A 26,499-nucleotide genomic window follows, 5' to 3' on the forward strand; every position below is an offset into this window, starting at 1 on the left:
TCTATATGATGAAACAATTAATTATTTATCAAGTGTTTATGCATGTTTATATTTATGACAATGAGGTGGTTGCATTACGATGTTAATAGAAGTTGGAAAAAAATTGAAATTCTATCTGACAATTCAAATGAGGTTTAATTTTTTTCCGTTAAATGATTATATTGTTATGGAATGTTTTTTGTGGGATAATAATTACCAATTCTAATGAGACTAGCCGTTGCCCAATTTCAGCCTGTGGATGGAGATAAAGAGTACAATCTTTCCATGATGGAATCATTGATTCGACAAGGTGCAGAAGCAGATGCTCAAGTAATCAGTTTTCACGAAATGTGTATAACGGCTTATACTTATACCAAAGACTTAAGTATAGATGAAATAAGGAATTTGGCAGAAGTTGTCCCCGAAGGGAAGAGTAGCCAGACATTGATTGCATTGGCAAGAAAATACAACATCGTTATTTTGGCTGGTCTTGTAGAAAGGGAAGATGACCAAATCTACAATACATACATATGTGTGGATAAATCTGGATTGTTGGCTAAATACAGGAAATTACACCCTTTTATTAATCCCTACTTGTCTGCCGGATCAGACTATGTAGTCTTCGATTTGCTGGGATGGAAATGTGGTATATTGATCTGTTATGACAACAATATTATAGAAAATGTAAGAGCAACCACTTTGCTGGGAGCGGAATTGATTTTTGCACCCCATGTTACGGGATGTACACCGTCCGCTATGCCAGGCAGAGGCTACGTCGACCATCATTTCTGGGAAAATAGAGAAACAGATCCAGTTTCATTGCGACAGCAATTTGATGGACCCAAAGGTAGAGAATGGATCATGAGGTGGTTGCCCGCTCGTGCTTACGACAATGGAGTTTACTACGCCTTTACCAATCCCATTGGCTATGATGGTATTCATTTAAAAAATGGACAGTCCATGATTTTAGATCCCTATGGAGAAGTTTTAACTGAAATACGATCTTTCGACAATCATATTGCCGTGGCCAATCTGACGAGGGATAAATTGACTTTGGCTGGTGGTTATAGATATATCAATGCCAGACGGCCAGAGTTGTATGGCGACATAATTGGGAAACAACATCAGTCGACGACTCAGCCCATTTGGATGGCGTCTGAAAAAAATTCAAAGAAATAGGCTTAGAGAAAATCTACTACTCGTTACCAGGGTATGTCAATTTCCTTTTTTGCCTTATCTCAATAAATAGGGATGATGAATTATCATAAGGAGATATTAAATCCTCATTCTATCATTAATTTATCATTAAATAGAGACGGTTGGTCTTAAATTTAGTAACGGTATTTTGGGATTGTATTATTTTGCAGGAGTTGAATGACCTATAAAATTATAAATGTTATTTGTATAACTCCTGAAAAACTATAGAATGAAAGATTTACTGCTTGTCCTCGCTATTATGATCGTAGGTCAATTGGCAATAGGCCAAGGAATTGAATATCGAAATACCTCTACTATTAAAAGCTTTGGTGGACCATTTATAAAAACCAATTCTATTGATGGTCAAACCAGAATATTGATCGGGGGTCAAGGGGGCTTGATTTTAAATTGGGGAAATACAGAAAGTCATCATCAAATGGCTGTCGGTGGTTTTGGAAATGGAATGGCGGGGGAATTAGTCATTTCTTCAGTCGATGAGAGCGATAGAACATTGAGTATGGGCTTCGGTGGATTATTTGTAGAATACCTACATCGACCTATGTCAAAACTCCATTTTTCATTACCCCTTTATCTGGGAATTGGATCTCTGTCCATAAAAGATGGAGAAACAGGTGATAGATTAGAAAAATCAAATATAATTACCATTGATCCAGGTATCAATCTGGCGTATAATGTTTCTTCATTTTTGACCATTGGTGTCAATCTCGGACATCGCTGGGTCAAGGCGAAAGACCTTACCTATATATCTAATACCGATTTATCGAATATTAATTACGGGATTCAATTCAGATTTGGAATACATTGAAGTCGTTAGACTTGTATCCGTCAGTGTAAATTAGATGAAAGCCAGTTATGATTTACTACTCTTGTCAATAATCCATAGAATATTTGCGTAAAGTTATTGTTGAATAAACATATCTTTAATCTTTATATATGAGTAATTTAAATATGAATGATTCATGAATTAGTTCATATTTAAGTGTTGGTGTTTATATAGGAATTCAATATCAGAGATAGGATAAAAGAATTTTTATAGGCAAAATGGTTCCACTATTTATCCACTTATTGGTGATTTTTCTAATTTCTTAATAAGTTATAGACTTTGTGAAAATGCCTGATTGAGGTTAAAGTTTATTTTACTATCTGTGAATAGGTGTTATACCTTAATCTTGGGAGATCAATTGCGAATTGTCATTTTCTAATATTGGATATTTTTTGCGTAATGTCATTGTTTAATAGATGTATTGCAAATTAATATATATGAGTATTTTATATGTGTTGGATTGATGAGATTGTTGAATGATATTTATATGAAATTGTTCTGAAAGCTTCGATAACCTTAGTTTTTTCTACTTCCAATACTGGTTTACCCTGAATAATCATTGTAGGCAAACATAGAATATAAATTCTATGACTTTCTCGTTTCAAATTATTGCGTATTTACATGATTCGTTTCTTGCATGAATTTAAATCATAATAATGATTAGGGTATTTTTTGTCCATATATTATCATGGTCAAAGGTTGAGATAACCCACTATTCTGCTTGAATGAATATTTGAACAACCCCTACTTATAATGGATTAACCATAGGTTTAAATTCAAATTTTATATCTATCTTAATTTCATTAAATGCATACCCATATTTAAAACTTCATACGTATGGATACTTGGTTTAAAAATTTTGAATTATCTGGTAAGCATGTTCAACTCATCCCTTTAGAGTTGGCTCATTCAGAGGAATTGATCAATGCAGCTTCAGATGGTTTGTTGTGGAATTTATGGTACACCTCTGTTCCTTCACCGGATAAAATGGAGGCCTATATTGAAGAGGCACTTCGTCAAAAATCTATGAATAGAGCTTATCCAATGGTTGTGGTCGAAAAATCCAGCGATGAAATAATTGGTTGTACTCGATTTTGCAATGCCGAGCAGAGTCACCGAAGGTTAGAGATCGGATATACTTGGTATGCAGAGCAGTTTCAAAGAACAATCGTCAATACCGAATGCAAATTTTTGCTCCTGCAATATGCGTTTGAGTATTTGGATTGTATCGCGGTTGAATTTAGAACCCATTGGCATAATCGGGATTCGCGACGGGCCATTGAGCGATTGGGGGCCAAACAAGATGGGGTGTTGCGCAACCACCGCATAGATCGAGATGGATGCCTCAGAGATACCGTTGTATATTCTATTATCGATCAAGAATGGCCAACGGTGAAAAAATCCTTATTGCATAAATTGAGAAGTTATACCATAGTATAATAAATTACCTGTGTTGGAATTTTTCAGACAAAATCTCCCTCGCTGTATGATTTACCAGTATCCTTTTGTTTTATGGTTTGAAAATCTCTTAATTCCAATTCTTCATCCCAGTCATCCATATCTTCCTCGGGTAGATCGGGAATGAGGCTAGGGTTGTTTAATTGAAGTTTGTTCAGTTCTCGCTGAAATTTGGTTTCCTTCCAAGAATTTATTCTATTAAATACAAAAGCGGATAGAAAATGAATGGTCAATCCAATACCCCAAAGGAGAAAGACGATTCCAAATCCCATCCTAAAATCGTTGGATCGAGTCATAATGCTGATAAAGAAGTAAAATATAAACAATACGGCGTAGATGGATCCATGCTTTAGAAATCCACTTTGATTTTTAATTCTCCGCTCAACCTTTCTTCTCAGCAATTCCTCATTTGTCATATATTTTTTTCTGGTCACAAGTTGGATTTTTGATGGGTAAAAGATTATTGTTGTCGCTTTTTACCAAATAATCGAACGGCAGTTAAAAAAACAATGATGACGACAATGATAAAAAGTATTTCAGATAGTCCAGGCAACAAATTCTATATTTTAGTTGTTAAATCAATATTTTAACTCTGTCGACTTTATCACTTTTTTCACGAGTCACAATGCCGTCCTTCAGTACTCAATACCAAATGCAATTGGTATAACAGCTAACTGTTATTAGTTATGCGATGTACTCAATTTGGATAAAGATAAGTTGACCAATCCAATATTATGTAATTTATTTGAATTTTATTGGTTTCTACTCATATATGGACAATCCCTGATCTAAGTCTTTTTTATACCATCGGTCTCAATGGTGATTTTGCGTTCCTTGTACAATGAACCTACGGCTTTTTTAAAAGCTTTTTTACTGATGCCAAAAATAGCATAGATTTCCACAGGGGAACTTTTATCGGTTAAGGGTAAAAATCCGTTGTTTTCGATTAAATATTCATAGATCAATTGACTATTGACGTCATTGAATTGGCGATAACCGATGGGAGACAGGGATACATCAATCTTTTGATCTGGTCTTATGGTTTTGATGTAACCATGAGTTTCATCCCCAATATTGATATTGCTAAACACTTCATTGTCATATACAATACCCTGATGCTGTTGGTTGATGATAACCGTATATCCAAGTTCAGATTTTTTGGCAATAAGGAGTGATACCTCCTCGCCTTCTTTGTAAGGGAGATCGACATTTTTTAAAAATTTATCGATCTTACTGCTGGCATAGAGTCGTTGGCTGGTCTGGTCGAGGTCCAAATACACCACATACCACTCTCTTTCTACCATCCGTTGTTGCTGTTCCCTAAAGGGTACAAAGAGATCTTTTTCGAGACCCCAATCCAAAAAAGCTCCCACATCAGATGTTGCCGCAACTTGTAGATAGGCAAATTCGTGAAGCAAGATCCTGGGCTCTAGATTGGTCGCTATTTTGCGTTCAGCATAATCGAGGTATACGAACACATGAAGCTCGTCACCTATATTCGATTCCTCGGGACAATATTTGTTGGGCAGGAGAACTTCTTCCCCATCTTCATCACCTAGATAAATACCAATACTGGTGTCTCTTAAGATTTTTAATGTTTGATATTTTCCTATTTCTATCACTGTGGTATTATGTATTTTTTTTATCAGACAAGGTCGGTTTAGGATGGTTTTTCCGGTATTTTAACTGCATGCCCATTAGGAAATTTCTGAGGACCTGATCTCTACACAATCGATATTGTCGTTGTTCAGGTTTCCTAAAGAATGCACTTAATTCGTGCTTGCTAATGGTAAAATCGGCCATCATCAACAGACCTAATATATCATCGTCTTTAAGATTGAGGGCAATCTTAAGTTTTCTCAGAATAATATTGTTGGTTAAGGTTTTTTCATGAACCATAACAGCATCCTTCTTTGGGCCTCTGTGTTCTACAATGAAGCCATTAAGGAAAGCAGCCAGTTTTTTGTCGTGTAAAGACACTTGGGCTTCGTCGTCTTCGCGTTTGAGCCAATCGCAAACCTCTGCTCTGGTAACGGTTACTCCGGCAAGGTCAAATATTTGAATCATTTTATCGTCACCGTAATCAAAGGTAAATCGAATGCGTCGTAAGATGTCGTTGTTGTTCATGATACCACAAAGGTAGACAATATTAATGGATTGATCAATGGTTAATCTATAGACACTTCAATGTCGTGAATTGTCTTGTCTCCCTAATTCCTAAGAGATAATCGCCAATCGTTCACAGCATCGAGAAAGGGTTGGATGGTTTCTATAATCATGGAGTCTTGACTTCCATACCGGATATAGTGTTTGTCATCTTTTGATTGTATGGAAATCCATGTGTCACAGCCATCAGCACAGGAATTGCAAGTATTTAGATCTATTGCTTTAAAGTCAGAGATGTCGAGTTTTTCTAACAAAGATTCAAAATCTTTTTCCACCATCGTCTCTTCTTTAGTAAAACTGCTATCGTCACATGGACTAACTCGTTTATAAAATTGATTTTCTATGGTTAGGGTGAGAGAGTCGTTACCTCCACACCAACCACATACGGTACCTGTTTTAATGATGGTGTCCTCGAATTGTGATAATGAGTCATCATCTTTAGAACAAGAAACGATGGCAAAAATAATAGCTGCTAATAATAGTATATTCCTCATGCGATTGGTTTTATTGTGATAATAGTAAATACGTTTGTAATCGACATCATAAAACGTAATTGGTATTTAAGACGTGGGATTTAGTCCTTTTGTTGGAGCAGTGGAGGATTTAAATAAATAATTATCGGTTATTATAAAAGTATTTCGCATTGGAAGGCTTCCCAAAACATTGAATCTGCCCAGTAGCTATTGAAGCCATTTGTCCATCCAATCGAATGCTACAGCTTGCATTTCTTTATCGAATTTGTGTAAACCAGGGAAATGATGGCCTTGAAATCGATCACCAAATCCGGCCTTGTCAAAATTGGATTGTAATAAGTCTATAGCTTTTTTCATTTCCTCTAGGGTAAATAGTTGATCTTGGTCGCTGTTCAAAACCATGGTAGGCAAAGGCATTCGCAGGGAGAGGATTTCGGGAAATTCTAATTTATTGGGGAGGCCGGGAGTATAGGTCATCCAAGTGTGGGTATATGATTTATTTTCCATAAAATCCCGCCAAGTAGACATAAAGCCTACACAGACAGCGCATTTGATTCGATCGTCCATCCCACCCAGATAAGTGGTGCGCAACCCCCCGCCAGAAAGTCCAGCACAGCCCAATCGCTCTGCATCTACTTCTGATCGGGCCGCCAAAATACTCAGAGCCAATTGGTCTTCATATAAAGTGACACCAGGCCAAGTATAGCCTCCACTAAACAATGATTTTGCCATTATATGTTCGTGTTCACCAGCCCATTGATTGTAGATTTTTATTTGTTCAGGATTTTCGGGCTGATCGTCTGTATGGTTTGTAATTTTACAATCCCCCCAAGAGATATCTGAAATGTCTTGATACATTACTCTTCGACTTCCGAAGGTGAATACATCGTGAACCAATACCGCATAACCCCTTTTGGCAATGGCATTGGCCCAAGCTATTCCCTCGTAGTATTCGTTTTGGTGTGGTTCGATAAGAGGGTGGTCCTCATTTGAAGTTTTAATAATCTTGCGATGACCAAAATATTTATTGCCGCCGTGATCGTGTAAACCTAGGATGGCGGGAAGTTGGCCAGTTGCGTTTTGGGGTTTCATAAATATGGCTTTGGTTTTGCGACCATAAGCCATTTCCCATTCTAACTCTTCCATATCGAGACAGTCAAAGGTAAATTTTCGCAGTATCCTCACTTTGGGTTGGAAGTCGGTTTCTGGCATACATAGTAATTCCTTGACCATGGGTAAAACTTTGTTTTTCCACTGTTCTACATCTTTGGATTTATGATTGAGATATGACCATTTTCCTTGTTGGTCGGCTCGCAAGGCATTTAGCTGTGGTCCATATTGTCCTATGATGCTTTTATCGGAATTGATGGCTTGGGTTATTTCCTGTGTCATGTTGTTCGGGATTAGAGAAAAAGGCAAAACAGACATGGTCCCCAATATGGGTAGAGATTGGCATAAAAGTCTACGCTGGGATTTAAAGTTTGTTTTGTCCTTCATTGTTCTAAGTTAAATACTTATATCAATTATTCAAAATTCAGGCCATTGTTATCATTGATTAAAAACCATGTTTATTTATGTCGTGCCCAGTCCGGAAAATGACTGAGATCGATGTCAAAGATGGTTTGACCCCAAAAATATAGGGAGGCAATTATGAGAATTACTGCAATGGTGTCTAAAAATATACCGGCTTTGACCATATCTATTATTTTAAGTGGACTGCTACCGAATACTATGGCATTGGGAGGAGTGGCAATGGGCAACATAAAAGCCAATGATGCTGCGAGAGTAACCGGAACCATTAAATAAAGTGGATGGATTTCGGCCGAGGAAGCGATACCGGCGATAATGGGTAGAACCATTTCGGTGGTGGCGGCATTGGATGTAAATTCAGTGAGGAGGGACATTCCAGCTGTGAGTATAGCAACCAATTCCAATGGGCTAGCATTGCTATTTTCAGTGACAGCTTGACCCAACCACAATCCAAGTCCTGAGGTTTTAACGGCTTGGGCTAGAGCAAATCCACCCCCAAAAAGCAAGACAATGTCCCATGGGAGTTTGACTGCTGTTTTCCAATCCATTAGGCGTTCTCCCGATTTAGACGGAATTAAAAATAAAATTACTGCCATGGTAACGGCCACGGTGCCGTCATGTAAAAACTGGGGTTGGATAAAAATCTGAGACCAACCAGGAATGACAAATTCACCTATGACGATGGGTGATCTGAATATCCAAAGTAGAGCCATGGATGTGAAAAGTAGAAATACCCATCTTTCTTCCTGTGAAACTTTGCCCAATTGTTTATAATTTTCACGAAGTACTTGTTTTGGAATTTTCTTCATATTCTTTTTCGGTACATATAAAATATACAGAATAGCCAAAGCTGTGAAGAGAATAACGAGGCCTAGGGGAAAGGCAAAAATAAACCATTGTGCAAAACTTATTTCCGGTGCTTCTGGATAGGTCAAATGAAATATTCGCGCAAAGGATAGATTCGGTGGGGTGCCGATAAGGGTGGATATTCCACCAATAGAACAGGCATAGGCTAGACCTATAAATATGGCTTTAGCATATTGTTGAATGGTATTTTTGTCGTAGTATTCGCGTAGATTGCTGATTAATGAAATACTGATGGGGACCATCAACATGGCGGTGGCGGTATTACTCATCCACATGGACAGGAAATATGCACCCAACATAAAACCCATTAAAATGCTCACTGGTTTCTGCCCGATATTGATCATAATAAGTAAGGCAATCCGTTTGTGTAAATTCCATTTTTGCATGGCCAAGGCCATAATAAAACCACCGATATATAGGAAGATAATATTGTTGATATAGGCGGTAGCTGTCTCCCCACTGCTCATGACGCCGAATAGGGGAAAAAGAACCAAGGGCAAAAGAGCGGTTACCCCCATGGGTAAGGCTTCGGTTACCCACCAAAAAGCCATTAATATCCCAATGGCCGCTGTGTAGGTTAGGATGGGGCGTTCTGGATCTAAGGTAACCATTTGAATAAACAATGCGAAAAATAACAAGCCGCATAGAATCAGAATATCTTTTTTCCGATTAAACAAGATAGATCTTAAAGCCATTTATAATTGAATTTTGCCCAAATATGCAACTTAAAATTGATTCTCTATTGTCCTCGTAATAAAATTGCGAAATATTGTAATGTTTTAGGATAAATCCCTAATTTGAAAATGATTAAGAGCTAGGCTAATAGTGTAATATGATTAAATAATTTAATCTTTATTTATCATTTGAAAACTTTGAAATACGGAGTCAAGTCTTATTTTTGAATTTTACTAATATAAAATTTAATTCTAATGCCAGAAAATTTTTACAGAAATACAAAAAACGGTGTTTTTATTTTTACCGTTTTATTTTCCATATTGACGATTAGTCTAAGTGGACAGACAGCTCAAGGTTATGTATATGAAGACCTCAATCAAAATTCAATAAAAGACGCCAATGAAAAAGGTATAGCGAAGGTTGCGGTGTCGAATGGTGTAGACGTAGTTCTTACCGACAGTAAAGGTAAGTATAGTTTGCCGATCTCTGATGACAACATTATATTTGTTATTAAACCAACTGGATATACATTTCCGGTCAATGAATATCAGCAGCCACAAAGTTATTATATCCACAAACCAAAGGGTTCGCCAAAGACGTTTTATACTGGAGTGAAGCCCACGCCTGAAATGCCTGAGTCATTGGATTTTGCTATGATGTCTCATGAGGAGAAAGATAATTATAAAATTTTGGTGTTTGGTGACCCCCAACCTTATACTTTAACTCAGGTTGATTATTTCAGACGAGGAGTAGTGGCTGAATTGGCAGGAACTAAAGATTATGAATTTGGAATTAGTTTAGGGGATTTAGTGGGTGATCGATTGGGATTGTTTTATCCTTATCTGTATTCCATTGCTCAAGTGGGATTACCTTGGTATCACGTATATGGCAATCACGATATGAATTACGATGTTGAAGAAGATCATTTGGCTGATGAGACATTTGAATCGGTATTTGGCCCAGCGAATTATTCATTTAACTATGGTAAAGTTCACTATCTCATTATGGATGATGTATTGTATCCCGATCCAAGAGATGGAAAAGGCTATTGGGGAGGTTTTAGACCTGATCAGATAGAATTTATGAAAAATGATTTGAAGCATGTACCTAAGGATTACTTGGTTGTCGTTAATTTCCATATTCCGTTAATAGAACCCGATGGAGGGGATTATTTCAGGGATGAGGATCGAATTGCTTTGTTCGATATGTTGAAGTCTTTTTCAAATACCCTGTCTATGTCTGCTCATAGTCATCTCCAAAGTCATGAATTTTATGGTGAGGAAGATGGTTGGAAAGGCAAAGGTATTCATCATCATTACAATGTTGGGACTACATCAGGTGACTGGTATTCAGGTACATTGGATGAAGAAGGTATCCCCAATGCTATGATGAGGGATGGTACACCAAAGGGATATGCTGAATTAGAAATTAAAGGCAATCAATATAGCTTTGACTACAAAGTTGTGGGTAAAGATTGGGATCATAAAATGTATATTCATTTGCCTAAGATCGTTCCACATAATGTATCTTATCGCGGAGATATAGTGGTTAATTTTTTCCAAGGAACTTCTAAGGATTCATTATTTTTCCGAGTTGATGGTGGAGAGTGGGAGCCGATGCAATACAAATTGATGAGCGATCCTGCGCTTTCAAAAACACATTTTGATTGGGACTATTCTTATACCTTACCATCGGGAAGGCGACCTTCTTTTCCAGTACCTTCTACTCACATATGGAGGGCTAGAATTACCAATAAATTGCCTGTAGGTGAACACAAGGTTGATGTTAAAGCGGTTGACTTTATGGGAAGAAGCTATATTCAGTCATCTTCTTATATTATTAAATAAAGAATTTAGGGAGGAAAAACATTCCTACAAATAACAAAGCCCTGTTTCTAATTTTTAGAAACAGGGCTTTGTTATTTGTATCACTTTCGTTTACATAGAAAATTGTCCATAATTTTTCTGGCCTTTTCTACCCTTTTTTCACAGCCATTCGTATAATACCATAGTTACTCGGTGTAACCACCAGCACTTTTGTTGTCAAAGCAGGATTTTAATTAAACAGTAAATGCTCTATTTATATTCCCAATTCTATCTGGAACCGAAGGGCAAAATTGCGATTCGATTCACCACCTTGCAATTCACTGTCCAACAGAGAAAAGTCGGATTGTAGCTTTAATCGGTGACCTCTCAAGTATTTATTTAAACCTATGGTATACTGTCTTTGTAGAGCTTCATACGGTCGGATGATATCTTGTGGATTAACCATGGTAAATCTACCGACGACTTCCCAGGTAGAAGGAAAATATTTACTGGTCTGGAGATTTATACCCTCTCCAGCGTATATATATCTTATATCACTGCCATCTGCTGATAGAGTAATCGGGTCGTTGCTGTATCGGTGAATGTATTCCATCTGTACCGCCCATCCCATGTATTTGAACATTAAATCGGCCATGACATGGCCCAAACTTCTCTCCTCATATAAGTCATTCCCTAGTTGGCCACCGGCACGTTGAATTTTGGAATTGTAATTGCCTACCAATCCCAACATGATTTTAGGATCATCTTCCCATAATATATCTCCTTCGAAGTATGCACCCCCTGATGTAAACCCACCCAATGGAAAAAATTCAAGACGACTGGTGTAAGACAGTCCATTATTGGAAGTTGACACCCAGTTTCTACCTTCCCCTGAGCTAATAGCTCCCTTCAGTATCCAAGGGTTAGAACTATTGGGATTGATTCGATATATCGCTTGAATGCCAAAATCTCTATCGATGTTAAAGGTCGCATTGAGTAAAGAACGATCAACGAGTTGTAAGTCTCCTGAAGAGTTGACCCTTTGCCTATTGCCTGGCAATTTGGTTTGACCCAAGCCAATCGTTAGGTACTTATTCCATCGATAATAGATCATGGCATCTCTCAAAATATTGGGGGCTCTGCCAGGTTCCACACCACCTATATCTCCAGACGAGAACGATAATTGGATGACATAGGTCAATCTCGGATCGTAAAAAAATCCATCGTATCTCAATCGCAATCTACGCACACGAGCTTCTATTTCATCTATATTGAGATCTGATGTTGAGGCAGTCTCCATAGCCAGTCTATTTTGAATCCTAAATCTAATATTGAGTTTAAACAGACTATCTGGAGAGGTAATCCCCAAACCTTTTCCAAAAGTAAAATATGGTATACCTGGTTGACTTTGGCTTTGTGCATAAGTATTGGTATGTAAGGCCAGTAAAATTAAGATTGCCAAAAGGTGTAAAAATCTGAGATTTTTAATTTTCATAGTCTAGTATATGTTAATATTATGTTGCAAATGTACCATTCTCTATTGGCATATTAAAGCAATGATGTTGTTAGTCAACTTACATGAATTTTATAGCCATGGTTAAGATTCCGAGTCATCAATAAAAATCGGCAATTTTCACCCTTTCCACATGAGGAGACTACATAATTCTAGGTTGAATAATTGCTTTTATAAGCGGAATATAACTTTAAGAAAATTGAATATAGCCGTTAATAATGAATTCATTCAGACTACATATGATTCTATATTTCTTTTTGTTTTGGCGTAGACTGGAGATCAAAACTGACGATGATGGCCGCAATGGCCCAAAGTGGTACAGCGGCCTTGTCGTATATCATAAAATTGTTGAGGATGCCGTGGGTAAAATATGCGACGAACCCCAGTAGGCCAGAAAGTAAGATTAATTTTGGTTCTCCCTGAAGACGCAATGCATGAATATAACCATAGTAAAATACAGCCAATACCCAGCAGAGTTTGATCACAGCACCGGGAAGTCCACTTTCTGCCAACATGCCCAAAAATTCACTATGGGCATTGCCCACATCACCGACATTGGTGCTGATAATGGTCATGTCCTTGGAATTTTGAAAAGGGGCATATTGAAATTGGTAGGTACCTGGTCCCCAACCAAAAATGGGTTTGGCTTGCCACATTTTTAGTGCAGAATTCCAACGGTTGATGCGTTCCACATTGGAAGCATCGGTTGAAATATTGCTGATGGATTCTATATTTTCCAAAACCTCTCCACTTGATTCGGCTTGATTTTGTGATAATTTATCGATGACTGTTGACCAATTTAAACCAATCATTATACAAGCGAGCAAGGCCATTTTTATGATAGATTGAATAGATATTTTAAGTCGAATAAAAAGGTAGACCACAAAGGCGGCAAAAAGTGAAAGAATGGCTGCCCTAGAATAGGTAAATATGAGAACGGTAATGAACAAGACGACAAGGATATATCTAGTCACTAGTTTTAACCTTGAAGTATTTTTTTCAAAAGCCATTAAGGTTATGTAGGGAGTGGTAATGCCCAATGCTGCTCCTAGGATAGTATGGTCTTTAAAGAAAGGATTCATCAGCCACTGTGAAGCTTTTTCCGGAAAATCATTGATATATAGATTCACAAAAGTATAAGCTACTACCAGAGCAAAGGAGAGGGAAAAAAGATGTAAAAATTGTCTCCTTTTGTGGACGGGCTGCAACCATTGATGACCTAAATAGTAAATAGGGACAATAAACCACAATTGGGCAATGGTGTTTTTCAAACTAACCACGATTTGTACTGAGGTTAGGGCAGTGATAAAAGTCCATATAATATAGGCCGCAGTAAGCAGAGAAATCGGATGTAATAAAAACTGCTTTTTAGGTGGATTTAAGATGAAATGAATAGGGGTCAGAATCAAAAATATGGCTAATATTATTTCAGTAGGCAGAGATATTCCCAGCTCTGAATCCATAAATGATTCCAAATTAATGGACAGTGGAGTCATGAAAATAGTCAGCCACCACAAGGTTTCTGTTTTGAAAAAAATCGCGTATATGAAGATCGGTATAAATACCACGCTTAATACATAAGCAGCTTCTATATACAAGGCCAGAAAAACAGATAAACCAGATAATCCAAGGATGGACAGAATCTCTGTATTGGATATATTTATCTTGTTTTCCATGTCCAAAAATGCTAGCCTAATTATGAATTAATTTGTTCTCGAATGCTCGGCCAGTATTTTTTAAATAAAATATAGGTCAACATAGCCATGGTAGCAAAAAACATCGTCAATATAACGACGATGAGTCGTTTGGGACTGTGTTTGTGATCGGGTATATGACCTTTGTCGAAAACAAATAATTGTGCCGTGTTTTGGGAGATATTGGTTCCTAATTGCAAAAGTATTTTATCCAAAGTATGGATTTGAGATTGGACAAAATAAAGTTCATTTTGCAATATATCGAATTGATTTCCGAACTGTTTATTTTGTTCCATCATTGATTTTACGGTGGGATTATCACCTTTAATATTACCTGATGCCTCGTATAGAGCTGCCCTTTCGTATTCTCCTACCAAACCCTTGGATTGGAGTATCTGCATGCTGTCTTGAAGAAGGTTGAAATATTGGTTGAGGCTATCCCTGGTATGTTGAGATTTATTGTAATGACTCTCAATTCTGGTAGAGATTACTACGTTCATGAATCGATTTAATTCCTCAATAATTCCGTTGACCATATTAGCTGCCATAACGGGATCTTTGTCTTTGACCGTTAAGTTGATGGCATTAAACTTGCTCCGCTCTGCATGGATAAGATCATTGTATTTTCCGAGAATTTGATAAACCGGATTGGCGACCTCAGGGGAAATATCATAGTGGTCGTACAAGTTAAATGAATCAATGATCTTCATTTTAAAATCTTGTGATTCAAGTAGTTCTAAGAGTTGTTCCGCTTCTCTAATGTCTCCAAAATCATTGAGATTGCCCTTTCTATACAGCAGGTCGGTGGATTCAACATAGTTGATCTCCGCCGGATATAATGTGGCACTAGATTGATAGTAAACCGGCAGTAATAATGAAATAATAACACCACATATTCCCGAAAGTGCTAGGGTAATAAAAAGAGGTCTGCGCTGTTGCCAGATAAATCTGGCGATAGGAAGAAAACTATTTGGAGGATTTTTCATATTTTAATCTGAGAATTATTTCGCAAAACTACATAAATTTTGCAGGACAGGTAATCTATATTTGTGGCTGGATTTGTACTATATAACCGTCTATATTCTGCAATATTTTATTGAATGGTAAGAGTTTTTAACATTGATCACAATATGGTATGATTTTGGTAATAAGTTGTCTTTACCCCAATAAAAGTATTGAACCATACATATCTTTTAAAAGGGCTGACACTGTGTGGTGAATAAAATGTAATGATATGATTGGCGATATTCCATCTAAAAAGAAAATACCCTTTGAAATAAGCAAGGGCTTTCTGTCCTATTTAAAAAAATTCAACCGTCAACATCCATTACCTATTCAATATGAAGAGTTACATCGTTTTATTTCAGCCATTCCCCTTATCGATCGACACGAGAGGGATACTTATTGGGAAACAGTTTTTTTTACAGAATCCGATACCGAATATTTACATACTGCATTGACCAAGATTTACGCCATACTCAAAACCGATGGTGATTTTTCAGTTATGGAACACTTATCGGTTGCTAGAATTGATTTTTGCACCTTTGGGAACACCAAACCATTTAGGGTACGGATTATTAACAAGCTCAACGATAATTACGACCACTTTTATATTAAAAAGGCCGATGCATCGCGATTGTACGGTCTGGAATTGGAACATATATTGTCGCCCAATCGCATTACTTATTTGTTTGATGACAACACTTTGATTGAGGAGCACATTGCCGGTATTCCCGGTGACGATTTTATAAAGTATCATATGGAAGTGTCTTTGTTTGACAAAACGAGGATAGCCAAGGAATTTGTCAAATTCAATGAACGCTGTTTTATTCGATTATTGGGCGATATGAGGTCTTATAATTTTGTGGTAGATATCACCCCAGATATCGAGGGCAATCAATATCGCATAAGGGCCATTGATTTTGATCAACAGAGTTATGAGGGTCGCAAAAGTTTTTATTTACCTCAATATTTTAAAGAAAATAACCCCATCATATTTATGGGTATAGAGAATATGGCTCCAGAAGCGGTACATCAGTATCAGATAGAGGAGAGAAGTTTGATAGCCGTGCGGGCAAAGTCGTCGGCTCACCAACTCAACTTGTTGTTAAAGACCATGATACGAGATCAAATATCCTTTCCCGATAAAGTAAACCAGTTGAAAGAAGAATTGGCTTATCATCACAAATCTAAGATCTTTGATCAATGCGAAACGATGGGTGAGATTGTATTGGCCAATATTAAATTGTTGTTGGCTAAAGAATTTCAAGGATTTCAGTTATAAAAAACGTCGAATTAACTGTATTTTGTACCCTAGTAATATATTAATAAAAAATAAATCATAGATCATTATGAAACAAATAGGTGGATTAATTTTAGGATTATGTGTAGTATTGTCACTCCAATCCTGTGGGTCTGCAGACAGTAATGCTGCAAAAGAAAATGAATCAACAGAAAAAACAGAAATTTCTGCTGGCATGTCAACCGATAATACATTGACTGCAGAACAAAAAGCAGATGGCTGGAAATTGTTGTTTGACGGTAAGACTACCAATGGCTGGCATGGATTTAATCGTGATGATATCGGGTCTGATTGGACTGCAATGGACGGCAAATTGGTTTTTAATCCTACTAAAGGAGAAGGTACCGGAGGTGATATTGTTACCGATGAAGAATATGAAAATTTTCACTTAAAGATCGATTGGAAAATATCGCCTTGTGGAAATTCAGGTATTATGTTTAATGTAGTGGAAGGTAAAGAAAAGCCTTATCATTCCGGTCCAGAAATGCAAGTTTTGGATAACACATGTCACAAAGATGCCAAAATCATTACCCATAGAGCAGGGGATCTCTACGATTTGATTACAGGTACGCCTGAAACAGTAAAGCCAGCGGGAGAATGGAATACCGCAGAGATTATGATTAAGGATGGTCATTTGACTTTTTATCTCAATGGGACTCAAATAGTAGAAACCCAAATGTTTAACGACGAATGGAATCAAATGATAGCCGATAGTAAGTTTAGTCAATGGCCGGGTTTTGGTACTTATAAGAAAGGTCATATCTGTATTCAAGATCACGGTGATCCTGTGGAGTTCAAAAACATGATGATTAAGCAATTGTAGATTAATCTCAAGTCAAATCGGTTATCCGTGAAGATAGATTATCACAATAAAATGTTTAAGGCCTCTGAAAATTCGGATAATGGAGAAGTGTCCGATAAAACCTTGTTTCAATATTACCAAGAAGGTCAATTATTACGAGGTAGTTATGAAGGGGGGAATATAGCTAAAGGTGAATTGTTGGGCAAGGTCTTGGCCAATGGTCAGTTGCAGTTTTATTATCACCATATATTGATCGATGGTCAGTTGCAAGCGGGATATTGTGAGTCTAAGCCAGAGATTATGCCCAATGGAAGAATTAAGCTTTATGAATCATGGCAGTGGTTTAGCGGCGATGGAACGAGGGGGCACAGTACGCTCGAAGAAGTGGAAAAAACCCTTTAGGATCAAGCTATATATGTGTTTTCAATAAGTTAAAATAAAAAAAATGATCAAACGTTTTTAAACTTATAGCTATTGGAAACATCTAAATAGAAAATAAATTATCATGAAAAAACAAATTTTAAATTTCCTTTTAGCAATACTTTTTGTTGGGGTCGCATTGCCTGCTATGGCTCAACAGCGTGGACAACAAAGAGCAGAAATAGATTATGTAAAGTTGGCAGAAGATTTATCTCTTTCCGAACAACAAGTCGCTGACCTTAAAGCTTTGGATGAAGAATCAAAAGCCAAATTTAGAGAGCTCAGAGAAAGCAGTAGAGAAGATCGAGAGGCCATGCGTTCGCAAATGCGCGACCTTCAAGAAGATAGAAGGGCTAAGATGAATGATATTCTTTCAGAAGAACAGTTGGCCAAGTGGAATGAAATGAGAGAAGACCAACGCAGTGAAGCTAGGGAGAAGGTGAAAGAGAGACGCAAGAAGAAAGAGAAAGAAAAGGATGAAAAAGAATAGACAGCTGTTTTAACAGTCTTTTCATCTAAAGTAAAATCCCAAGACTCGAAGAGAGTCTTGGGATTTTTTATGTTAGACGAACAAATCTTTCTTATGAGGTAGTGGTTAGGTATTCAAGTGTTTGTGAAAAATGTAATGTTCCAAATTATTAAATTTTCATTCACTTGTCGATGGTCCCATAACACAACTATCGAACATGAATAAGATTAGAATTTATTTATGTTTGGGCCTCAATAATTCTGCTCTTCAAGTTAATGATCATACCGAGACTAGTATTAATGGTTCTTGAAATAAGATAAAATCAACAGTATAGAGATCAATTCATCGGCGTGTAGACTCATATAATACCTTATCTTTTGTAGGGCGATGATCATATGGTTTTTTACAGTGGATCTTGAAATATTGAGGGAATCAGCAATTTCTGAATAAGTTAGTCCATCGATTCGATGAAGTCTAAATACTTTGCTCTGCTGATCTGACATTTGTTTTTCTAAAATACTGAAAATAAGTTGTTTATCATGCTCTAAGATGGTTTCATTATAGCGCGCTTGTTGTTGGATATGATTGTAGTAGTCATCTATTAATGCTTGCTGAGAGGCTGTTTTTTTCCAATAGTTGATAACAGTATTTTTAGCAGCTCTAAACAAGTAGTGCTCAGCATTTTCTATTTTATATCCCTGATTGAATTTTATGGTTAGTTGGAGAAATAAATCTTGACATAGATCTTTGGCTTTTTCCCAATCTTTTACATAACTGACAATGTAAGCAGTAATACTGGTTTCGTATTTTTCCACAATGGCGTCGATAGGCATTTCTTTACGTTGCATAAGCATTTCAAGTTTTTTTATCGTCCTTTTATTTCCGCCTCTGAATGTAGGAATTATTTGGCCTTTAGCTAGTGAGTTAGTATTATGTTAATGCTAACAAAAGATAAACTTAAATTTAAGTAATAAAAATGTGAAAAAAAAAAAGAATTGACCTAGACCTACTATCCGTTTTGTTTTGTCTTTCTCTATGTAATACATCAGACAATAGCAATTAAAATTATAATGTGGGCGTTAACAATAAAGTTAGAATAGAGAAATTAGTAAGTAAACTTGAAGATAATTCAATATCGGAAAAGGAGCTGAAAGAATTTATGGCTCTAGTTCAAGACCCCTCCTATGATGGTTATCTAGATAAAATAATGAAACAGAGAATGTCGACTTTCCTCAACGCGGAGAAGAAGGTTCGTCGATTTAATTTTAAGCGGTGGTCAATGGTTGCTGCAAGTATAGTACTCCTAGGGTTGACCCTATATTATTTTCAGTCGTCTCCCCCTGATCAAATCATCTATCAGACTGCACACGGGGAGACCAAGAAAGTGGTTTTGCCTGATCATAGTGAAATCACTCTCAACGCCAATTCCAAATTGATATGGTTGGAAGATGAGACGTCGAATAGTAGAGATGTTATGTTGGAAGGTGAAGCCTATTGCGAGGTTTTTCACGATGAAAGCCGTCCTTTTCATATTAGATTGTCCGATGTAACAATTACTGTATTAGGAACTACATTCAATGTCAATAGCAGAGGGAATGAGAGTCAAGTTTATTTAAAATCAGGTTCCGTCAATGTTCAAAATAATCACCAATCCAATAACCGTGTCTTATTAGTAGAAGGGGAATCTGCCTATTTCGATGTAGAGAATAGAGAGGTTGTTAAAACTACAGATCAGCGCTATATAAATCAGGCAAAATGGGTAGAAGGCTTACTGGTATTTAAGAATGTGCCTTTCAAAGAAATATTACAATCATTAGAAGATATATACGGATTCACTATACGTCTGGAAGATTCGAGTCTTGCGATGAGACCTATGGATTTTGCTTTGCCTTATTCGGATTGGGAGATTACCAGTGCTGCACTGGAGCTGGCTATGGGAGGTAGGATTGAAAGAGATGATAAAGGATATGAATTGAAATTAGATTAAATTATAAATGTTATGAATCAATTATTTACAAGAGTTATTAGGAATTTAGCCTTACTGTGGTTCTGTATCATTTGTTGTCTTTCAATAGGGAAAGCTACAACATTATTGCAATTGCAAGAAATTACCCTCCTAGATGCAATTGATATACTAAGCAGAAAATATCAAGTGTATTTTACTTATGATCGGACTTTGGTTAATGATGTCAAAGTAAAATATGAATCCGAAGATAAGACCTCGGTAGAAGAGGAATTGGATTTTTTGTTGCGATCAACTGAATTGAAATTTCAGGTATTTAAAAATCAATTTGTTATTCTCTATAAGGAAGGTGAAGAGGGGGTATCGATATTACAGCAGATGAGTAGTAAAATGACAGAACCTGTGGAAAGTAGGAACACCGAATTTGGAAAAGGAAGTATAGTACAACGTTTATCGATGCTGGCAGAATTATCCAATGATTGGATGGAATTTGTAAATTTTGAAACTTCCGTTCACGGGCTGGTCTTGGATGAAGATCAGATTCCATTAATCGGGGTAAATGTACGGGTTAAAGGAAAGGATATCGGTACAGCTACTGATTTTAATGGATATTATGAATTACCCAATGTCAATGAAAACGATGTCTTAGAATTTTCTTATATCGGTTACATTAGTCATGAGGAAACGGTTAATGGACGCAAAGAAGTAAATGTGGTTCTCAAGACGGATGCTCAGACCCTCGATGAAGTAATTGTTGTGGGATATGGAAGTCAAAAAAAGGTCAATGTTTCGGGTGCGGTTGATTATATCGATGCCAAAGAAATTCAGGAACGACCAGTAGCCAATGTCATGCAAGGATTGCAAGGGATGAGTCCAGGTCTCAATATCAATTATGCGGGTGGTCAACCTGGAGCCAAACCTACCATTAATATTAGGGGATTTACTTCTATTAATGGAGGGAATCCATTATTGATTATCGATGGAGTCGCTTCAGCCTATGACGACTTGTTAAGAATAAACCCCAATGATATTGAGTCTTTTTCGGTATTGAAAGATGCTGCCTCTGCGGCTATTTACGGTGCTCGAGCTGCCTTTGGCGTGATTTTATTGACCACCAAATCGGGTAAGGATGGGAAGAATTCCATATCGTATAATAGTTTTGTGGCTTGGGGTAAACCTACGGTACTGCCAGAACCTATTACTGATCCCTATATTTTTAGTCGAGTTAAAGAAACATCGACAGATAATACGCCTTGGGATTATGTGAATTATTCCGATGAACATTTTCGATGGGCCAAAGAACGCTCAGATGATCCAAGCATAGAAGATATCCGATTAGATCCTTCAGATCCAACGAAATGGGCATATATGGGAGATAACAATTGGTATGATTATTTTTTACATAATTCAAGTGTGTCCCAAAATCATAACCTTTCTTTTAGTGGTGGACTTCGAACTGAAAATGGAAAGTCTATAAATTACTATCTATCTGGTGATTGGTCTACTGAAAATGGATTAAATAAACTGGCGGACGATTATTATAATAGATACGGGATTCGAGGAAAATTGGATTTTACACCATTGCCTTGGTTAAATCTAAATAACAATGCCTCATTGTATCAAACAGAGCGTATCAATCCTTTGACCAATATTGTAGAGTTATATGATTTATATCCAACTGATGTGGTTGAAAATCCCGATGGCACTTGGGCCAACACTGATGCTGGTAAATTTGCTGCTCGATTGATCGATGGCGGACATAATAACAATGAAGTGTTTGGTTTTCAAAATATCACAGGGGTAAAAGCTAGTTTTTTTGATGATGCCTTGGTTTTAAATAGCCGATTGAGTATTAAGAAAGAATTGTGGTCTTATAATGCCATTGGAACAAAGTATCAGATTGGTTACGGACCAGATGATGTTCGAACTGAGGGAGGAAATGGTTATGTCAGTGAAACCTCAGGAACACTACACAATACCATTGTGGATCTATATGGTAGTTATACCAAGACCATGGGGAACCATACCTTTACTGTATTGGCAGGTGCCAATCAAGAAGATTATACCTATAGTTATTTATACGGATATCGAGACAATCTCATTTCTTCCACCCTACCATACTTGGCCTTGACTAGTGGTGATCCTAAGATCAACGCATATTATAGTTCTTATGCGACACAAAGTCTATTTGGACGACTCAATTATAATTTGTTAGATAAATATATGGTGGAAGTAAATGGTCGCTACGATGGATCATCAAGGTTTCCAGAGAACAGCCGATGGGGTTTCTTTCCATCAGTATCTGCAGCATGGGTTGTTTCTCAAGAAGATTTTGTGAGCAGTTGGTTGACGGATCGTCATCATTTAAAGTTGAGATTGTCATATGGAGATTTGGGTAATCAAGCCGTGGGTAATTTCAATTATATTCAGACTTTGTCTACGGGAACATCGCCTTATATAGTAGATGGAAAGCAGTCCATTGTTATTTCAGGTGGAGCCCCTTCATTGCAGATCGATCCATACAATTATACATGGGAGCGAGTTACTACCCTAAATTTTGGATTAGACGCTGGGTTTTTTGAGGGCAAATTGCAAGCGGTATTCGATGTTTACAATAGAAAAACCATCGGAATGTTGACAGCAGGACAAGAATTGCCAGCGGTACTGGGTACTTCAGTTCCCCAACAAAATACCGCCGATTTGGAAACCAAAGGATGGGAAGTGGCTCTGACTTATAGAGATGCTATTGATATAGGTAATAAACCATTGGATTATGGATTTAAATTTATTATGTCTGATTCTCGATCGTGGATTACTAAGTTTAAAAATGATCTTAATTCATTCTCCAATTGGCGAGAAGGTCAAGAAGTTGGTGAGATATGGGGCTTGGTTAACGATGGTTTGTTTGAATCAGAAGCCGAGATTGAGCAATTGGATGAAACAGATATCGTTCCATGGGGAGCATTATCTATTGTACCAGGCTGGCCAAAATATGTTGATCAAGACGGCAACGGAAAAATAGAAAGAGGAACATCAACCGATGATCCTAAGGATTATGTGAAGATTGGCAACAGTTCTTCGAGATATCGAATAGGTACTGAAATGAATTTGTCTTGGAACAACATCGATTTTTCATTGTTTTTGCAAGGTGTTTTAAAACGAGATTACTATCCGAGACGATTCTTGTATTGGGGACCATACCAACAACCCTATGGCAATGTTTATCCGTGGAATCTTGATTATTACAGAGGATCAGCGGATTCCGAGAATCTTAGAAGTCAGCATTCTCAGTCTTATATCGACGCCGGATTAGCCGATGCAAATACCGATGCAAGTTTCCCAATCATCCAATCGTGGTTGGCCGACAATAACTATGGAACTGGTTTGGATATTTCTCAGACGGGTTATATGCAAAACGGAGCTTATCTGCGTGTGAAAAATTTGTCAATAGGCTATACATTGCCACAAGAGTGGACAGATCAGTTAAAAATTTCAAGATTTAAATTGTACATCACTGGAGAAAACATATATGAATTTTCACCGATAAAATACTTTTTGGATCCCGAGGCAGTGGAAATTTTGGCTGGGAATATTTATCCTATCCAACGTAAAATATCTATCGGTCTTAATATTAACTTCTAAACTAATTGAAATGAAATATTTAAATCAACTTATCATATCATTAATACTGATGCTGTCACTGATGAGCTGTGACAAAGATTTTTTAAATAAATATCCGCAAACCGCGATTTCTCCTGAAGCCTTTTTTAAATCGGAAGAAGATTTGAAGCTTTATATCGATGGTTTAATCTCCCTTCCCGATAAATATACTTATCAGTCTGAACAAGGGACGGATAATACGGCGACTACTGGTGCAGTAGAGATCAAGATCTTAATGACAGGTAGTCCTTCTGCTGAAACCATCACTGGTGGGTGGTCTTGGGGACGACTTAGGGATATTAACTATTTTTTGGATAATGTAGATAAAGCCGAGGTGGACCCAGTGGTCAAGAATCATTACATCGGTTTGGCTAGATATTATAGAGCTATTTTTTATTATAGTAAGGTAAAGCGGTATTCCGATGTGCCTTGGTATTCCACTACATTAAATACCAGTGATGTTGAGGGGTTGAACAAGCCACGTGATCCAAGAGTATTGGTGGTAGATAGTATTATGGCCGACTTGGATTTTGCATATAAAAACGTAAAGGCCGATGTGCCATCGGGTTCTCCTGGAAAATGGGCCATAGCCACTGAATACACTCGAATAGCACTATATGAAGGTTCATGGAGAAAATATCACACTGAGCTTAAATTGGAGTCTACATCCAATACATTTTTTCAAAAAGCTATTGAAATAGGATCAGCCATTATGGATAGTAATGAATTTCAAATTCACAATACGGGCAATCCAGAAACTGATTATTTCGATTTGTTTAATAGTCAGGATTTGCAAAGTAATCCAGAGATTATCTTACCCCATATTTTTGATACAGATTTAGGGCATGGTAGTAATGTGACCTCTATCTTTACCGATTATGAACAAAGTCCTACGAGAAATTTAGTTCACACTTATCTAATGATTGATGGGAGTCGATTTACCGATCTACCCAATTTTGATGAAATGACTTTTGTCGAGGAATTTCAAAATAGAGATCCTAGAATGTTGGCCAGTTTGTCCTATCCCGGTTGGGAAAATAAAGGCAGTCGCTATATTCAGCGGTTAAATAAAAACTTTACAGGCTATCATCAAATTAAGGGCTATGGCAATTCAGTAGATGAGTTATTCAACCAAAGTTATGACTTTCCCGTACTTCGATATGCAGAAGTATTGCTTATGGTGGCCGAAGCCCATGCCGAGATTAATACAATCAACCAGTCTATTTTGGATCGTACTATAAATCAGATTCGCAGTCGGGCAGGATTGCCAGATTTAAATCTTGTTGAAGCAAATGCTGATATTGATCCAATAATTAGTGCGAGATACCCCAATGTAAGTGGAGCTAATACTGGAGTTATTTTGGAGATAAGAAGAGAGCGTCGAGTGGAATTAGTGTTTGAAGGACAACGGTTTGATGATATCAATCGATGGGAAGTAGGTGAGTTGTTTGCTGACATCCCTAAGGGAATGTACTTCCCAGGCTTAGGTAAATATGATATGTCTGGCGATGGATACCCAGATATAGAATTGATAAGCAAAGACAATGACATTCCTTTTGAGGATGAAAAAGAAAAAAATGCTTTGGGACAAACTCTTATATATTATCGGGTGAGTACCATTCAAGATGGATCAGGTACAGTCTATTTAGAAAATGGTGTCAACGGTGGGCCTATTATTACGGAAAGTACGGAACGTCAATTTCTAAAACCACAGTATTATTACCGACCTATTCCACAACCTCAGGTATTGTTAAATAATAACTTGGAGCAAATGTTTGGATGGTAATGGATAGAAGACATATGTTAACCCAGTCTGGTATGGTCTTGGCTTCGTCTTTTTCAGGAGGTATGGCTATTTCAGATCTCTATAAAAAAAAGAACAAGCCGATTTTAAAAGTTTGTCATGTGACCGATGTGCATATCCGGCCTGAAGACAATGTACCTCATCGGGCAAAACAATGTATACGGGACATAGGAAATCATTCCATTGATTTTTTCTTAAATGGAGGTGATTCCATCCACGATGCTTCATATGCCGATGTGGGAAAACAACGAGTGCTCGATCAATGGCTGAAATGGGATGAATGGTCTGCAGAAATATCTGATTTTGAAATCTACAGTTGTTTGGGCAACCACGATATGTGGTGGGCTGCACCTTCCAAGTACGATGCGATGTATGGAAAGGCTTATGCCGTAAGTAGACTTAAAATACCTAATCGCTATTATTGGTTTGAGAAAAAAGGCTGGCATTTTATTATTTTAGACAGCAATAATGAAAATGTAACCTTGGACTCTGAACAATGGAATTGGTTGGTGGACTTACTCGAAACCTGGCCCGCCAACACACCAGTGGTTATTATGTCTCATTATCCCATATTGGGAGTGACCCACCATTATGTGGGCGGCCAGCATGGTGATTTCAAAAAATTGACTGCATTGTTTTATAAGCATCGAGACAAGGTGAAATTTTGTTTAAGTGGACATCAGCATATGTTGGATGTAACCAGGTACAACGGCATATATTATTTTTGTAACGGGGCCTTAAGTGGATATTGGTGGGGCAAAGGCGATAATGAATCTGCCGGCCCAGGGTATTATCTTCAAACTCCTCCAGGATTTGCTATTTTGGAGTTGTACAACGATGGACATTTTGTAAACACCTATTATCCCCATACTTTTTAA

At 37.3% G+C, this 26,499-nt stretch carries 22 protein-coding genes; 12 read left to right on the forward strand and 10 right to left on the reverse strand.

All coding sequences use genetic code 11. The annotated features are described in order from the left end of the window. Positions 1-204 precede the first annotated feature (204 nt). From LVD51_RS00540 to LVD51_RS00550, 3 genes are all read left to right on the forward strand, one after another. Positions 205-1,158 carry a nitrilase family protein gene (locus tag LVD51_RS00540; protein ID WP_236969212.1) on the forward strand — a complete coding sequence of 318 codons (954 nt, stop codon included), beginning with the start codon at positions 205-207 and terminating at the stop codon, positions 1,156-1,158. Positions 1,159-1,405: 247 nt separating this feature from the next. Further along, positions 1,406-2,002 (forward strand): hypothetical protein, encoded by a 597-nt coding sequence (locus LVD51_RS00545; RefSeq protein WP_236969213.1) that lies wholly within the window; start codon positions 1,406-1,408, stop codon positions 2,000-2,002. An 855-nt stretch (positions 2,003-2,857) separates the two neighbouring features. Beyond that, positions 2,858-3,460, forward strand: a complete 603-nt coding sequence (locus LVD51_RS00550; RefSeq protein WP_236969214.1) for a GNAT family N-acetyltransferase — start codon at positions 2,858-2,860, stop codon at positions 3,458-3,460. A 23-nt stretch (positions 3,461-3,483) separates the two neighbouring features. On the opposite strand, the gene LVD51_RS00555 is transcribed toward LVD51_RS00550, so the two are convergent. The 6 genes from LVD51_RS00555 to LVD51_RS00580 all read right to left on the reverse strand — a co-directional run bounded on the left by LVD51_RS00555 (position 3,484) and on the right by LVD51_RS00580 (position 9,209). Further along, the gene (locus tag LVD51_RS00555) at positions 3,484-3,912 is read right to left on the reverse strand and encodes a 2TM domain-containing protein (RefSeq protein WP_236969215.1); all 429 of its coding nucleotides are present in this window, start codon (positions 3,910-3,912) and stop codon (positions 3,484-3,486) included. Positions 3,913-4,266: 354 nt separating this feature from the next. Then, on the reverse strand, positions 4,267-5,100 hold the full coding sequence (locus tag LVD51_RS00560; protein ID WP_236969216.1) for a CvfB family protein: 834 nt from the start codon (positions 5,098-5,100) through the stop codon (positions 4,267-4,269). A 7-nt stretch (positions 5,101-5,107) separates the two neighbouring features. Then, positions 5,108-5,605, reverse strand: coding sequence for a YehS family protein (locus LVD51_RS00565; protein WP_236969217.1), 498 nt, complete (start codon positions 5,603-5,605; stop codon positions 5,108-5,110). 83 nt (positions 5,606-5,688) lie between these two features. Further along, entirely contained in the window at positions 5,689-6,138 is a 450-nt protein-coding gene (locus LVD51_RS00570) for a hypothetical protein (RefSeq protein WP_236969218.1), read from the reverse strand. Positions 6,139-6,324: 186 nt separating this feature from the next. Beyond that, positions 6,325-7,614 (reverse strand): alpha/beta hydrolase family protein, encoded by a 1,290-nt coding sequence (locus LVD51_RS00575; RefSeq protein ID WP_236969219.1) that lies wholly within the window; start codon positions 7,612-7,614, stop codon positions 6,325-6,327. Positions 7,615-7,685: 71 nt separating this feature from the next. Beyond that, entirely contained in the window at positions 7,686-9,209 is a 1,524-nt protein-coding gene (locus tag LVD51_RS00580; RefSeq protein WP_236969220.1) for an SLC13 family permease, read from the reverse strand. Between the two features lie 234 nt (positions 9,210-9,443). On the opposite strand from LVD51_RS00580, the gene LVD51_RS00585 reads away from it, so the two are divergent. Then, positions 9,444-11,036 (forward strand): calcineurin-like phosphoesterase C-terminal domain-containing protein, encoded by a 1,593-nt coding sequence (locus LVD51_RS00585; protein ID WP_236969221.1) that lies wholly within the window; start codon positions 9,444-9,446, stop codon positions 11,034-11,036. Positions 11,037-11,268: 232 nt separating this feature from the next. On the opposite strand, the gene LVD51_RS00590 is transcribed toward LVD51_RS00585, so the two are convergent. From LVD51_RS00590 to LVD51_RS00600, 3 genes are all read right to left on the reverse strand, one after another. Beyond that, positions 11,269-12,489, reverse strand: coding sequence for a porin (locus tag LVD51_RS00590; RefSeq protein WP_236969222.1), 1,221 nt, complete (start codon positions 12,487-12,489; stop codon positions 11,269-11,271). A 263-nt stretch (positions 12,490-12,752) separates the two neighbouring features. Continuing rightward, positions 12,753-14,183, reverse strand: coding sequence for an O-antigen ligase family protein (locus LVD51_RS00595; protein ID WP_236969223.1), 1,431 nt, complete (start codon positions 14,181-14,183; stop codon positions 12,753-12,755). A gap of 20 nt (positions 14,184-14,203) precedes the next feature. Next, positions 14,204-15,187 (reverse strand): GumC domain-containing protein, encoded by a 984-nt coding sequence (locus LVD51_RS00600; protein ID WP_236969224.1) that lies wholly within the window; start codon positions 15,185-15,187, stop codon positions 14,204-14,206. 248 nt (positions 15,188-15,435) lie between these two features. Between LVD51_RS00600 and LVD51_RS00605 the strand changes: the two genes are divergently transcribed. The 4 genes from LVD51_RS00605 (at position 15,436) to LVD51_RS00620 (ending at position 18,215) form a co-directional block, all read left to right on the forward strand. Next, positions 15,436-16,485, forward strand: a complete 1,050-nt coding sequence (locus LVD51_RS00605) for a hypothetical protein (RefSeq protein ID WP_236969225.1) — start codon at positions 15,436-15,438, stop codon at positions 16,483-16,485. Positions 16,486-16,552: 67 nt separating this feature from the next. Continuing rightward, a complete protein-coding gene (locus LVD51_RS00610; protein WP_236969226.1) occupies positions 16,553-17,326 on the forward strand; it encodes a 3-keto-disaccharide hydrolase in 774 nt (257 codons plus the stop codon). A 27-nt stretch (positions 17,327-17,353) separates the two neighbouring features. After that, complete coding sequence (locus LVD51_RS00615) at positions 17,354-17,707, forward strand: hypothetical protein (RefSeq protein ID WP_236969227.1); 354 nt, start codon at positions 17,354-17,356, stop codon at positions 17,705-17,707. Between the two features lie 103 nt (positions 17,708-17,810). Then, positions 17,811-18,215, forward strand: coding sequence for a Spy/CpxP family protein refolding chaperone (locus LVD51_RS00620; protein ID WP_236969228.1), 405 nt, complete (start codon positions 17,811-17,813; stop codon positions 18,213-18,215). A gap of 275 nt (positions 18,216-18,490) precedes the next feature. Here LVD51_RS00620 and LVD51_RS00625 read toward each other — a convergent pair whose 3' ends face one another. After that, positions 18,491-19,042, reverse strand: a complete 552-nt coding sequence (locus LVD51_RS00625; protein WP_236969229.1) for an RNA polymerase sigma factor — start codon at positions 19,040-19,042, stop codon at positions 18,491-18,493. Positions 19,043-19,266: 224 nt separating this feature from the next. On the opposite strand from LVD51_RS00625, the gene LVD51_RS00630 reads away from it, so the two are divergent. Genes LVD51_RS00630 through LVD51_RS00645 form a run of 4 tightly spaced genes read left to right on the forward strand, consistent with a single transcriptional unit; the run spans position 19,267 to position 26,499 of the window. After that, positions 19,267-20,181, forward strand: coding sequence for a FecR family protein (locus LVD51_RS00630; RefSeq protein ID WP_236969230.1), 915 nt, complete (start codon positions 19,267-19,269; stop codon positions 20,179-20,181). Between the two features lie 12 nt (positions 20,182-20,193). Then, positions 20,194-23,799: a SusC/RagA family TonB-linked outer membrane protein gene (locus tag LVD51_RS00635; RefSeq protein ID WP_236969231.1), complete on the forward strand. Its 3,606-nt coding sequence runs from the start codon at positions 20,194-20,196 to the stop codon at positions 23,797-23,799. A 10-nt stretch (positions 23,800-23,809) separates the two neighbouring features. Continuing rightward, on the forward strand, positions 23,810-25,603 hold the full coding sequence (locus LVD51_RS00640) for a RagB/SusD family nutrient uptake outer membrane protein (RefSeq protein ID WP_236969232.1): 1,794 nt from the start codon (positions 23,810-23,812) through the stop codon (positions 25,601-25,603). Continuing rightward, a complete protein-coding gene (locus LVD51_RS00645; RefSeq protein ID WP_236969233.1) occupies positions 25,603-26,499 on the forward strand; it encodes a metallophosphoesterase family protein in 897 nt (298 codons plus the stop codon). The genes LVD51_RS00640 and LVD51_RS00645 overlap by 1 nt, the downstream gene beginning before the upstream one ends.

It is taken from the genome of Membranihabitans marinus (assembly GCF_021729155.1).
GTDB classification, from domain to species: Bacteria; Bacteroidota; Bacteroidia; order Chitinophagales; family Saprospiraceae; genus Membranihabitans; species Membranihabitans marinus.